We start from the raw sequence: 13,534 nt of genomic DNA, 5'->3' as shown, positions 1-13,534 counted from the left end.
TAAATCATTCTTCATCAAGACGTAATAGTTTGCGATAAAATTTTTGAGAAAAATCTGTTTTACGGGAAGATTGAAACTCTTTTATTAATAATATTAAAAACTGTAAAAATTCAGAATTAGGTAAATTAATTTCATAACTTAAATCAGCACTGCCATCAAACTGTAAACGACATCTAGTCAACTCCGAAGGTAAACGAGAAACATACCAAATTGCTACAAAAGGAATACTATCACCGCCATCAATAATTCTTTCCCCTTCTAAATATCCTTGTTGATATAATGCGAGAGCATAGGGTAGAATTTCCTGCTGTTCTCTGGAATAATAGGGTTGATACATCAAGGTATCGGCTTTGGTGGCGGGTTGTAACTTTTCAATGGTAGCCATAGACTTTTTTGGGTAACAATACGATCATGGAAGTTATCAATCCTTAATTGTACCCTTTTCTTTGGGTCAAAATAGCTTATTCTTTCACTTTTTCATTACATTATGGTCATTCCTTCTCCCCCTCGTTATCTTGTCAGTGTCGCACCGATGATGGATTATAGCGATCGCCATTTTCGCTACATTATGCGTCAGATGACCAAAAAAAGCCTACTTTATACAGAAATGATCAATACTCAAGCCATTATACATGGCGATCGCCCTAAATTATTAGATTTTTCCTTGGCTGAAAAACCCGTCGCCCTACAACTAGGGGGAGACAACCCTGCCCAACTGGCAGAATGTGCCAAAATTGTCGAGGATTGGGGCTATGACGAAGTTAATCTTAATGTGGGTTGCCCTAGTTCGAGGGTACAAAGTGGAAATTTTGGAGCTTGTTTGATGGCACAACCGCAAAAGGTTGCCGAGTGCATCGAAGCCATGACGAAGGCTGTTAATATTCCTGTTACGGTAAAACACCGCATCGGTATCGATAACCAAGATAGTTATGAACATATGGCAAACTTTGTTAAAGTTGTTGCTGAGGCAGGATGTCAGAGGTTTGTTGTCCATGCCCGAAAAGCGTGGCTACAGGGTTTAAGCCCCAAGGAAAACCGTAATATTCCTCCCCTACGTTATGAGGATGTATATCACCTAAAACGGGATTTTCCTCACCTCATCATCGAAATTAATGGCGGTATTACTACCCTTGAACAAATTAAGGCTCAATTTCCCATGGTTGACGGGGTGATGATAGGGAGGGTTGCCTGTGATAATCCCTATGTTTTAGCTTCCCTTGACCAAGAAATTTATGGAGATGATACCCCTATTAAAACCAGAGAGGAAGTTATTGAGAGTGTTTTAGAGTATGTGGATTCTTGGGGCGATCGCCATGTAAAATTAAATACTATCATGCGCCATCTGTTGCAAATTTTTGCAGGGCAACCAGGGACAAAAATATGGAAACGTCACCTCACGGAAAATGGTTATAACCCCGATGCTAATTCTCAGTTAGTGAGGGAAGCATTATCTTTGAGGGAATTAGTTAATAATTGATACCAAATCCTATTCTAATCAGGGCTGGGAAGAGGGAATGGGGAACGGGGAACAGTTTTTGAAGGTTTATCGTTATACATTGATAACTGTAGTTTAGACTAAATGGAAAGTGGAGCAAGGAAGGACAAGACATAAAAGAAAAATAGAGAGAAAATATAAATAAGCAAAAATAAAATCTTCTCTCTATGAACAAATATAGCAGACTGGAAAATTTCCGTCATGACACCTATGAAATGTTAGTCAAAGGTAAAGATGCCACTTTTCAATTGATGGATAGTGTTATGACCACGGAAAATGCTCGTAGTTTGGCAGATTTTTCTTTATCACCTTTTTTCCATCGGCAATGGTGTAGTACCTATGAAGCCATAAAAGATTGTCGTCCGAACAGCAACAAATTGATGAAACGATATATTCAAGAAATAGACACCTTAGAATATACATTACTAGGTATAGATCATACTCAGTGGAAGTTTGAAGATAGTCCCACCATGAAAGATAGAGGTTATCAATATTCTTCGTCATCCATCAATTCATCGGTCATAGGACAAGGATATAGCACCATCGCTTGGTTACCACCATTGAATGAGAAAGGAAGTTGGGCATTACCTTTAAGACATGAAAGAATCACATCCTTTGAAAATCCTCTGGGTAAAGCAACATGGCAACTAAGGCAAGTGTGTAGAAAATTGCCAGAAAATAAACCGAAATTGGTGGTGTTGGATTGTGAGTATGGCAATGGCAAATTTATTAAGCAAACCGCAGATATTGAAATCAGTAAGTTGATTAGAGTACGTTCTAATCTATGTCTTTATGGTAATCCTCCAGCCTATAGCGGTAGAGGCAGACCGAAAAAACATGGGGCAAAGTTGAAATTAAATCAATGTGACCATTTTCCCCATGCCCATGAAATATTAGAAATGGAAGACTCATCCCTAGGAACAATACGGATGAGTAAATGGAAAGAACTTCATTTCTACAATGCCCCTTCACAAAAGCTAACCCTGTTTAAAATTGAACGATTGAAGCAGAAAAAAACTGGTGCTTTACATCGCCCACTGTGGTTAATCTGGGTGGGAGAGCAATTTTTATCTTCTTCCAATATTTGGATTCAATACAGCCGACGATTTGGTGTGGACCACTGGTATCGTTTCGCCAAGCAAAGATTACATTGGACGTTACCCCATTTTCGCACCCCTGAGAGTTGTCAAAGGTGGAGCAATTTAATTGTCAATATTACTTGGCAGTTATGGTTATCCAAGGATTTAGTCAAAGAATATCATCTGCCATGGCAAAAACCTCAACAGAATTTAACCCCCGGAAGAGTGGCTCTGTCTATGACTTCATTATTGATGGACATTGGAAGTCCTACCCTTTCTCCTAAAAGTCGGGGAAAATCCCATGGCTGGCCTAAAGGTCGAAAAAGAAACAAAGCTAAAGTTTATCCTACGGTTAAAAAGCGTTTATCTAAGACTAAAAAAAGACCAAAAAAATAACTTTTAAGCCATTATTAAATTCATTTATAGCGTTTTTGAGCTAATCTTTGTTAGCTTACTTATTCTCTTACAATTTTTTCTTAGTCTAAACTACAGTGATAAGCTAATCATCTCTATTTTAAGTTAACTCATAGGTAATAGGTATCTAAAGTAATTTCTGACATTCTTGGGCGGCACGATGCAAGAGAGAATGACGATAAACTAACTCATTAATATCTTTACTGTAACCCCCTCCTATTACACAGGCGACGGGATAACCTTGGGCTAAACAGGTGCTTAAAACTTGCATTTCCCGTCTATATATCCCTGTTTCTGTGAGGCAAAGTTTGCCGAGACGATCGCCCCTATGGGTATCTACACCGCCATCGTAGAGGACTATATCAGGTTTTATTTCTTGCAAAAGAGAGGGCAAATGGGAGGCGAGAATTTGTAGATAACCGTCATCATCCAAGCCCATGGGCAGGGGAACATCTAAATCACTGGTTTGTTTACGGTAGGGAAAGTTGGCATCACAGTGCATAGAAAAGGTAAACACCCTCGGCTCATTTTTGAAGGTGTAGGCGGTGCCGTCTCCTTGGTGAACATCTAAATCAACAATCAAAATTTTTTTTACTAATTTAGTTTCTAGTAAATGACGAGAGGCGATCGCCAAATCATTAAAAATACAAAACCCCGAACCGTACTCTGGAAAGGCGTGGTGGGTGCCTCCTGCTGTGTTACAACATAAACCATGTTCGAGGGCTAATTTGGCGGTTAAAACGGTTCCTGCTACCGCTGTACAGGTTCTTTTTACTAACCCTTCGCTCCACGGTAAGCCTATGCGTCGTAGGGCTTTAGGATCTAATGTACCATCACAATATTTCTGCACATAGTCGGGATGATGGACTAATTGTAAAGTCTCGGCGGTGGCCATGGAGGGGGCATAGGTAAGGGTTGGGGTGGTGATACCATCATGGAGTAGCAATTCATAGAGCAACTTAAATTTGGGCATGGGAAAGCGATGCTCTTGGGGCAGAGGGGTTACATAATTGGGGTGATAGACGACAGGTAAACTCATCTAGTAATTGATAATTGATAGTGGATAATTGATAATAGGGGTAGTTAAATTTTTGAGAATAGCTATAATGAGCGATCGCACTTCCTTGGAACAATTATTACAGGCTATTGCCCAAGGGGAAGTATCTCCCCAAGAGGGTTTAGAAAAGTTACAGTATTTAAGTTTTCAACCCTTAGAAGATTTTGCCAAAATTGATCATCATCGTCAATTGCGTACGGGTTTCCCCGAGGTGATTTGGAGTCAGGGCAAAACCCCCAGCCAAATTATTCAAATTATGAACGCCATGCGATCGCACGGTAGCCCTTTAATTATGACCACCCGATTAGAGCCAGAAGTGGCAGATATTATCTCCCTCGAAGTGCCTAATCTACGCTATTACCCCATGGCAAAAATAGGGGCGATCGGACAAATAGAACAAACATACCAAGGAAAAATCTCTATCCTCACCGCAGGTACCGCCGATTTACCCGTAGCCCAAGAATCCGCCATTACCGCCGAATTATGTGGCTTTAAAGTAGAAAGACTCTGGGATGTGGGAGTGGCAGGAATCCATCGACTCCTAAGCCATCGCCATATCATCGATAACGCCGACGTGTTGATTGTGGTAGCAGGAATGGAGGGGGCATTACCTAGCGTGGTGGCTGGTATGGCAAATTGTCCTGTCATTGCCGTACCTACTAGCATCGGCTACGGCACAAGTTTTGGAGGAGTAGCCCCTTTACTAACTATGTTAAACTCCTGTGCAACGGGAATGGGAGTGGTAAATATCGACAACGGTTTCGGAGCCGCCATGTTGGCAGGGCAAATCCTACGACTGGCTAACCGATTGAGCAAATAAAAAAGGAAGGCAACAATTTGCCTTCTAATGATGGAGTCTGGGTTGACGAGAATTTAATCATCTAAAATTTTTTCTACCCTTTCTAATTGCCATAAAATTTGGTTGCCTTCACGCCTAACCCTAGAAATAATCCAATTGCGCCAAGCCCATTCTTCTCCCCTACTGGTAACGGCACTGGCATTTATATCCATTAAATCAGCTAACTCTGAGCTAGTGATCAAATATCCATTACGAGAAATTTGTTCAGCAATGTGCAAAGTGTCGATGGTATTTTTGAGTTGTTTTACTCTTTCATCACGATTTAGAGATTGCTCTTCTAAGGCGTTATTATAAGATTCGTTCATAATTTTATAATAGTAAAAATTGCTACAGTTTGCTGATTTGTTTAGATAACGTTAATGTCATGATAAAACATTCTTTTCAAATTGGGACAATTTTATTCTTTGATTTTATCTATATTCGTCCATTTATATCTTAGTTAATGTTGATCTATTATCTTTTTCTAGTTGTTTTCTAGGATTTTATTACTTAATTTAATTATGATTATTCAGCTACAAAATTTTTTTTATTCTTTGATAAAAAGATTACCTAGGGCTTGATGAAAAACTCAGACCAAGAAATGGGGGAAATAATGAATAATGGAACTTTTTGTGTACGAATATTTCAACTTACTCCTGTATGGACGTAAGATTTTACGTCCTCTAACATTAAAGCCAGTGACCAAATTCTTCGAGGAAAGTATCGTTAATGATGGAAGCTCGAATTTTATTGGTAAAGTTGATCATTTCGTGGATGTTGTGGAGAGAAATGAGAATATAACCCAGCATTTCGTGGGCGCGTAGGAGGTGGTTAAGATATGCCCTACTAAAATTTTTACAAGTATAACAGCTACATTCTGGATCAAGAGGGCCAAAATCTTCTTTAAATCGTGCGTTTTTGATATTCCAGCGCTCCCCTTGCACCAAGGCAGCACCATGTCTGCCCACTCGGGTAGGAATGACACAATCAAATAAATCGATACCAGAGGCGATCGCAATTACCATCTCTTTATAAGTACCCACACCCATTAAATAACGGGGTTTATGGACGGGTAAAAGGGGCGTTGTTTGACGGACAATTTCATGGATAAGCTCAGGTTTTTCTCCCACACTTACCCCCCCAATGGCATAACCAGGTAAGTCTAACCCTGCCAAATCATGGGCGGCTTGGTTGCGTAAATCTTGAAAAATTCCCCCTTGCACAATGCCAAAAAGAGCTTGGGTATCGGGCTTTTGGTGGGCATCCATACAGCGTTTTAACCAGCGGTAAGTCCTATCAGTAGCAGTAATTACCTCCTCCCTTGTAGCGGTAGCGGGGGGGCATTCATCAAACGCCATAATCACATCGGCACCGAGCGCATTTTGAATGTGGATGGAATGTTCGGGAGTCATGTTGATAATTTGTCCATCCTTGGGAGAGCGAAATTTAACCCCTTCTTCGCTAATTTTGCGCATTTTGGCAAGGCTAAATACCTGAAAACCCCCTGAATCCGTGAGAATGGGTTGTTCCCAATTCATAAAACCATGTAACCCCCCTGCTTTACTGACAATGTCTTCCCCTGGGCGAATATGCAGGTGGTAAGTGTTACCCAAAATCATTTGGGCATGGGCATCTTTTAGTTGGGCGGGGGTAATACCTTTTACGGTACCCACCGTACCCACGGGCATAAATTTGGGGGTTTCAACAATGCCGTGAGGGGTGTGGAATATTCCTGCACGAGCTTTGGTATGAGAGCAGGAGGCAACGGAGGTGTATGAAAAGTTCACTATGTGTTTCGGGATGGTTAATAGAATAATTCTATTTTATTGTCAATTGTCCATGGTTTATTGTCAATTATCCCTCTGTGCTACTTTTCTTGACAGTTTCGGGTTAAAAATCATCGTCCAATTGTACGTCTAGTTTGGCGGCTAAAACTTCGTTGAGCATTGCTTCCAAACTTTCAAAACTGAAATCTTTTGCCGCACAAGAGTCTTGACTGGCTGCTACGAGGGGAATGAGGGTAAGGGTGCGATTGTCTTGGACGAGGTTAAAATGAGCTTCTTGGGGAGATACTTGATTGATTTGTAGGTAGTCAAAACTTTGAATGTTGATGTAGAGACTGCTGTTGACTACCATAGTGGCTTGAGTGGCATCGTTGAATACTTCTAGTATCCATCCTTTTCCTTGGTTTTGTACTCTGCCATCGAGGGTGTGAATATAGCGAACTTGGGTTAAGTCATTTATTAATTTTTTGATGTCTTCTTTGTTAACTAGAATGCCAGACTCAATAATACATGGTGCTGGTAGTGGACAATAGTTCTGATGATTTTTCATAATTGTTAACCCTTTTTTTTCGCTCTTACTATATTGTTTGGTAGTCAATTAATCTATGTCTTAACACATAAATAAAAACTCTGACTTAATTCTATTTTTTCTTTCTTAAGTTGACACAATTTTCTTTTTATTTAATCATTGTGTTTATGGTTATGATGAAAGGGCGATCGCCACTTATGTTTGACAGGGTTATCTGTTGTCTATGGTCGCCTTAATTTTTCTGACTTTGGTAAAAACAGATCAGTTATCTGTTTTGTTTTTATGGTTTACCAATGAGCCTGATTTTTTTCATCCACCGTCTTAAGATTTCTCTTTTTGATCTTTTCTCAGATCAGATGTTTTTATTTTTTACGGTATGCTACGACACAATCTTAACTTAAAATATCATTTTTGTTCAGGTATTTTAACGTTTTTTTTCAGTTTTCTTGAAATTATTTATTCTTAATGATAATAATTCTTAATTCGTTTCTAAGTGCGATCGCCTTTTACACCATAATTCCAATTCCTAAAGGGCTAAATTTAAATTTTCAGAAAATACCTCTATGGTTAGGATGGATTGGGTTATTGATTGGTGGTTTATTGATCGTAACTGATTTTTTGCTCTCGAGTTTATCTATGCCCCCTCTTACCAAAGCAGGATTAGTGGTGGGGGCATGGGTATATATTACAGGGGGGTTACACCTAGACGGGGTAATGGATACGGCGGATGGTTTGGCAACCCAAAACCCGGAAAAACGTTTAGAAGTAATGGCGGACAGTGTGACAGGTGCTTATGGGGTGATGGCTGGTATTTTTGTCCTCGGTTTGAAGATATTTGCCCTCAGTGAAATGACTTCTATGATTTATCTGGCGATACTTTTGGCTACTTCCTGGAGTCGTTGGGCACAACTAAGTGCGATCGCACTTTACCCTTATCTCAAAGAAAAAGGCAAAGGACAATTTCTCAAACAATCCTTAAATCTTCCCCAAGATTGGCTTCTGGGTAGTCTATTCATCATCCCCCTGATTTTGCTACAAATTTTTATCTACCATCAACCATGGCAAACTATTTTATTGCTCAACTTTTTATGTTTAACCACTGCTTTAGCTGTGGGAGGTTGGTTTAACTGGCAACTAAAAGGGCATACAGGAGACACCTACGGCGCCACGGTAGAATGGACAGAAGTTTTTATATTATCCAGTCTAACCATCTTTTTTGCTTAACCTTTTTTACACAGTATTTCCCCCCATCACTCACAGGAAAAGAGAATTAGGGGGATTAAAATGTTAACGATAGTCTGGACTTTGAATATCCTTTAAACGGGCTTCAGGGCGTAAAAATCGGTCTAATTGTTGCTCATAAAACTGACGATTTTTTAATAAATTTTCTGGGTTTTCATCATCTAAAGGATGACAGGTTGCCGTGCGTAGGGCTTGAATTACCGCAGAAGTTACATTGTACATCGAGCGCTGGAAAGTTACCCCCAATTGAATTAACATATCTTCTTCTCCTCGGCAATGTTGACGGTAATAATCCACCAGATAAGGGGGCAAGAAATGCAACATATCATCCATCAAGAGAGTGGGAGGAATACCAGCACCACCCACAGGAAAAACATCTGCGTATAAAATACCATAGTGAAATTCTTTTTGGTTTTGTGGCACTTGACGGGCTTGGGCATTGTAGGATTTTGTACCACGGAAGGGGGAGGTGCGATAGAATACTGATTCCACATAGGGTAAGGCGGCATCATTTAACCAGTTAAAGCCTTTACTTTTGGGGATGATTTCATAACACTTTCCACCGATATAGGCATGGTGATAAATGGGGCGACTCGCCACCGCAAAAATACCATTAACTAAAAAGTCCATGGCTTCTTTTACGGTAGTCATTTTTCCTTCATCATATAAATCAGACATTTCCAAAAATACTGGACACATTACCTCCCAAAACAATCCTAAATTGGAATAATAAGATAATTGTTTTACCTGTTCTAAAAACATATCAGGAAATAGCTTATATACACCTAACATAACGGGGTTAGATTTAAAGTAAGCCTTAATAGCTATATCTGCATTGTTACGATATTCTTCAGTGTCTAAATAAGCATCAAAACCTCCCATATTCATATCTTTTCCATGCCAAAACATAGCTCTCATACAGGCTTCTGCAAATTCCATATTAATGCGATCGTGCAATAAATGATGAAATAATTTTGGCATTTTGGTAGTCTTACCTTTACTCATAAATTCCAGCAATTCTGGGTGTGCAGATGCTTTTCCTCGCCATACTTGTAAATCTGCATTTTCCCCTGCATAATGGTTAGGCATATCTAAATATTCTTTAGATATAAAGTATTTAAAAAAGGGAAAAGGATTAAGAAAAACTTTCTCAGCAATGTAGAGTAAGTCACGCCAATAAAAGTCCATAGGAATGGCGTATGCTTTGTAAATACCGATAATTTGTTTTAAGTTTTCGGGGGTATCTGGTAACATCGACTGCCCAGCCTCAAGGCGATGGACAATTTCAGCAAAGGGATGATTAGATGGGGGTAATTTGGTTTGGTTGATGGTATTCATGGTTTTAAATTAATATGATTTTTTGTTCAATATTGTTATTAAGGTGGGCAAGAGGTAAGAGGCAAGAGGCAAGGGGTAAGAGGCAAGGGGCAAGGGGTAAGAGGCAAGGGGCAAGGGGCAAGGGGCTTAAGCCCCTTGTTATATCAAGTCCGAGTAATCAGTTATAACAAAGATCACTTTTTGCCCCCTAAATCCCCCAATTTTGAGGGACTTTTTACCTTTAATTAAGGTGTGCTAAACAAATCGGAATATAGAATTATTAGGGATTTTAAAATATTAATAGTATTGAAAATGTGTAACAAAGTAATTATCCATTCTCAACTATCAATTATCAATTATCAATTACCCTAATTAAGCATGGTTAGCCATGTGGGATTTATGCCTAAAAAGACGATTAAAACGGTTAAAACAATGGCGGGGATTCTTTCGCTAACTTGTACTTTGGGTAAATAACCTGTGCTATTTTCCATACGTCCAAAAAAGACTTGATTAAGGAGAATAACGAAGTAAACGGCAGTTAAGCCAGTGGCAATGAGACAGATAAGGGTATAGATGGGAAAGACACTAAAACTACCTTGGAAGGTAAGAAATTCGCCCACAAATCCTACCATGCCGGGGATTCCTGCGCTTGCCATGACAGCGGTAATCATCAAACCTCCCACAAAAGGTAAACCTCGGTAGGGATTCATTAAGCCATGGAGTTGGTTAATGTCACGGGTGTTGGTTTTGTCTTCGAGGATTCCTGCAAGGTGGAAGAGGAGGGCAACGATTAAACCATGGGCAAACATTTGACAGATGGCACCAATAATGGCTAAGTCGGTGGCAGCAGCGGTGGCTAAGACGACAAAGTTGATATGGGCAATGGAGGCATAGGCTATCATCTTCTTGATGTCGGTTTGGGAGATGGCGATGAGGGAGGCATAAATGGCACTAATGACGGCGAGGATGGCAAGGTAGGGGGTAATATTTACCCATGTTTCGGGGAATAATCCTAAGCCAAAACGGATTAAGCCATAGGTGCCTAGTTTGGAGACGATACCCCCTAGTAACATGGATACGGGGGTTGATGATTCGGTGTAAGCATCGGGCAGCCATGTATGGAGGGGAATAATGGGGATTTTGATGGCGAAGCCGATAACGATGGTAATGAGGATAATTATTTGTTTGGCGAGGGGCAGAAGATTAGTTTGAATGTTGTTGTAGTCGAAACTGTTGATGTCGCTAAGGAATACAAGGGCAAGGAAGCCTGTTAATACAAAAATACCTGAAAAGGCGGTGTAAAGTAGATATTTTGTTGCTGCGTAGCTTCCTTTTTTGTTTCCCCAAATGGATATTAATAAATAAATGGGTACTAATTTGACTTCATAAAAGATGAAGAATAGGAGTAGGTTTTGGGCGATTAATGCACCATTGACGCAGGAGGCGAGGAGTAGGATGAGGATGTAATATAGGGTAGGTTTGGTGAGGGTTTTTGTACCTGATTCACTACTATAGATGGCGAGGGTGATTAGAAGGCAGTTTAAGATTACTAGAGGTAATGATAAACCATCGATCGCACTTACATAATTTAAGCCGACAAAGGGCAACCATTCATATAGGGTTTGATATTGTAATTGGTTACTGGCATAATCAAAATTGTAGCTAATATAAAGGCTGGTTATTAAGGTAATAATGGCGGAAATTAAAGCTATATTTTGGCTCTGTTTTCCTTTGAATATATTTGCTGAAATTCCAAGGGCGATCGCCCCTATTATGGGAATTATTACTAATAAGTTTAACATGGGTTTTATTAATGGATAATTTCAAATTGATAATTGATAGTTGATAATTGATAATAAGGAATAGTATTTTTTTAGTATTAAATGAGGTTATTAAAACCATTCCCCGTTCCCCATTCCCTATTCTCTTATCTTAAATTGATAAACCGAAAATAAGGGCAACAAAGATTAATCCTAAAAGGATAGAAAAAATATATAACTGAGATTGTCCAGAGGTACTATATTTTAAAGTTTGTCCCCCGAAAAGGGTGGTAATACCCACTAAATTAACTACCCCATCTACAATGTATTTATCACACCAACTAGCCACTTTTGCAGTGGAATTTACCAGAGCAATAATGGTTACTTTATAGATGTCTTGAATGTATAAATCATTAGCGAATAATTTTTGGATTGATTGGGGTACTAAGTTAATAATAGAATCAGGTGATTTTCTAGTATAAATAACAGCGGAAGAAATAATACCAATGATGGTAAAAATAGCTAAAGTAATCCCTGTATTGAGATTTAATACAATTAGGTTAAACTGATCAAAAATCAAGGGTAAATGTAAGGCATACCCCATTAAAATCATCATAGGAATTATCATCGGCCATAAAACTTCGGGGCTACGCATGGACATTTGTTTTGCTTCTCCCAGAAAAACAAGACAAAAAACCCTCATCAGGCTAAAAGCCGTTAAACCATTTACCAGTGCAATTATCACCATCAGGGGAAAACTTACTTCTACCGCCAAACGACTTAGTATCCAAAATCCCCCAAAAGGTGGCATGGAGGTTAACGCTACCATTCCCACTAATAAACCGATACCACAAAAAGGACGACGGGACCACAAACCGCCCAACTGAGTAACATCTTGGGTGATACTATTGAGGATAATCGCCCCCATACTTGTATATAACAGTGCCATGGCGATCGCATATACCACAATCAACAGTAAAGCAGTTTGAGGATGGTCTGTACCTACCGCAATAAACACCAAGCCCATATAAGCACTTACAGTATAGGACAGGATTCTTTTTAGGTCAACCTGTGCGATCGCAATTAAACTCGCCAATACCGCCGTCACACTACCAATTACTAATACAGTCTCCGAAGCAATGGGGGATAACTCCAACACAGGCTGTAACTGAATCAAAACATAAGCCCCCGTCGCCACTACGATAGAATTACGCAAAATAGAAGCAGGTAAAGGCCCTTCCATCGCCTCATCAAGCCATAACTGTAAAGGAATTTGGGCGCATTTTGCCAAAGGTCCAGCGATCAAACCAAAGCAAAGTACAGTTATGATAGTAGGATTAACATCTGCCGTCTTTGCCCAGATACCTAAATCAGTGTAATTCCATGTTTTCGAGAGAGGATACAAAGCAATTACGCTCATTAATAGTAAAATATCCCCTACCCTTTTTGTCCAAAAAGCATCCCTTGCCCCAGAAACTACCAAAGGTTGGGCAAACCAAAAACCTACCAATAAATAAGTACCGAGGGTGAGAATTTCCAGATATACATAACTGAAAAAGAGAGAATTACATAAAGCCAAGCCCCCCATTCCCGCCTCAAAAAATCCCATCAAAGCGAAAAATCTCGCCCAACTCCAATCCATCTCCAAATACCCCACCGCATACAGTTGAGATAATACATTTAATCCTGTAATTAATACCAAAGCCCCCACACTGACAGCAGACACCCGTATATCAAAAGAGATAGTTAAATCTGCTGCCTGCAACCAAACAAAACGAATATCTTGGGGCGAAATATCCCATATTTGATACAAAGCGATAACGCTGTGAAGGAATGCCAAAGAAGTCATTAACAAATTCACATAACCCGCAGGGCGCGAACCTGTTTGACGAATAATACCAGGTGACCACAATAAAGCTACAATTCCCCCTATAAGGGTATAGCAAGGAATAAACCAAATAGTATCCTTGAAAAAGTCCATGATGTTAGTAGTTATAAATTTTGAAAATAATATTTAAC

12 protein-coding genes are annotated in these 13,534 nt (G+C 39.6%); 4 read left to right on the top strand and 8 right to left on the bottom strand.

Annotation, left to right across the window (positions count from 1 at the left end):
* Positions 1-4: 4 nt before the first annotated feature.
* On the bottom strand, positions 5-385 hold the full coding sequence (gene ebsA, locus A5482_RS13970; protein ID WP_069790900.1) for a type IV pilus biogenesis protein EbsA: 381 nt from the start codon (positions 383-385) through the stop codon (positions 5-7).
* A 102-nt stretch (positions 386-487) separates the two neighbouring features.
* Between ebsA and dusA the strand changes: the two genes are divergently transcribed.
* Together dusA and A5482_RS13960 are read left to right on the top strand one after the other, a co-directional pair.
* Positions 488-1,477 (top strand): tRNA dihydrouridine(20/20a) synthase DusA, encoded by a 990-nt coding sequence (gene dusA, locus A5482_RS13965; RefSeq protein WP_069790899.1) that lies wholly within the window; start codon positions 488-490, stop codon positions 1,475-1,477.
* Positions 1,478-1,662: 185 nt separating this feature from the next.
* Positions 1,663-2,970, top strand: a complete 1,308-nt coding sequence (locus A5482_RS13960) for an NF041680 family putative transposase (RefSeq protein WP_446684748.1) — start codon at positions 1,663-1,665, stop codon at positions 2,968-2,970.
* Positions 2,971-3,115: 145 nt separating this feature from the next.
* On the opposite strand, the gene A5482_RS13955 is transcribed toward A5482_RS13960, so the two are convergent.
* Complete coding sequence (locus A5482_RS13955) at positions 3,116-4,027, bottom strand: histone deacetylase family protein (RefSeq protein WP_069791348.1); 912 nt, start codon at positions 4,025-4,027, stop codon at positions 3,116-3,118.
* Positions 4,028-4,094: 67 nt separating this feature from the next.
* Between A5482_RS13955 and larB the strand changes: the two genes are divergently transcribed.
* The gene (larB, locus tag A5482_RS13950) at positions 4,095-4,865 is read left to right on the top strand and encodes a nickel pincer cofactor biosynthesis protein LarB (RefSeq protein ID WP_069791349.1); all 771 of its coding nucleotides are present in this window, start codon (positions 4,095-4,097) and stop codon (positions 4,863-4,865) included.
* A 53-nt stretch (positions 4,866-4,918) separates the two neighbouring features.
* On the opposite strand, the gene A5482_RS13945 is transcribed toward larB, so the two are convergent.
* The 3 genes from A5482_RS13945 to A5482_RS13935 all read right to left on the bottom strand — a co-directional run bounded on the left by A5482_RS13945 (position 4,919) and on the right by A5482_RS13935 (position 7,217).
* Positions 4,919-5,209 carry a hypothetical protein gene (locus A5482_RS13945; RefSeq protein WP_069791350.1) on the bottom strand — a complete coding sequence of 97 codons (291 nt, stop codon included), beginning with the start codon at positions 5,207-5,209 and terminating at the stop codon, positions 4,919-4,921.
* Positions 5,210-5,572: 363 nt separating this feature from the next.
* Positions 5,573-6,670, bottom strand: coding sequence for a tRNA guanosine(34) transglycosylase Tgt (gene tgt / locus A5482_RS13940; RefSeq protein WP_069791351.1), 1,098 nt, complete (start codon positions 6,668-6,670; stop codon positions 5,573-5,575).
* Between the two features lie 103 nt (positions 6,671-6,773).
* Positions 6,774-7,217, bottom strand: a complete 444-nt coding sequence (locus tag A5482_RS13935; RefSeq protein ID WP_069791352.1) for a hypothetical protein — start codon at positions 7,215-7,217, stop codon at positions 6,774-6,776.
* Positions 7,218-7,661: 444 nt separating this feature from the next.
* Here A5482_RS13935 and cobS point away from each other — a divergent pair, with 444 nt between their 5' ends.
* Complete coding sequence (cobS, locus tag A5482_RS13930) at positions 7,662-8,420, top strand: adenosylcobinamide-GDP ribazoletransferase (protein ID WP_069791353.1); 759 nt, start codon at positions 7,662-7,664, stop codon at positions 8,418-8,420.
* Between the two features lie 63 nt (positions 8,421-8,483).
* Here the strand turns inward: cobS and A5482_RS13925 are convergent, their stop codons facing one another.
* The 3 genes from A5482_RS13925 to A5482_RS13915 form a co-directional block, all read right to left on the bottom strand.
* On the bottom strand, positions 8,484-9,776 hold the full coding sequence (locus tag A5482_RS13925) for a CO2 hydration protein (RefSeq protein WP_069791354.1): 1,293 nt from the start codon (positions 9,774-9,776) through the stop codon (positions 8,484-8,486).
* Positions 9,777-10,123: 347 nt separating this feature from the next.
* Entirely contained in the window at positions 10,124-11,557 is a 1,434-nt protein-coding gene (locus A5482_RS13920) for an NADH-quinone oxidoreductase subunit M (RefSeq protein ID WP_069791355.1), read from the bottom strand.
* A gap of 130 nt (positions 11,558-11,687) precedes the next feature.
* Positions 11,688-13,499: an NAD(P)H-quinone oxidoreductase subunit F gene (locus tag A5482_RS13915; protein ID WP_069791356.1), complete on the bottom strand. Its 1,812-nt coding sequence runs from the start codon at positions 13,497-13,499 to the stop codon at positions 11,688-11,690.
* Positions 13,500-13,534: the final 35 nt, after the last annotated feature.

The organism is Cyanobacterium sp. IPPAS B-1200, from assembly GCF_001747005.2.
Lineage (GTDB): Bacteria > Cyanobacteriota > Cyanobacteriia > Cyanobacteriales > Cyanobacteriaceae > Cyanobacterium.
Note: the sequence above shows the minus strand (reverse complement) of the source record. Positions and strands in the feature narration are given on the sequence as shown.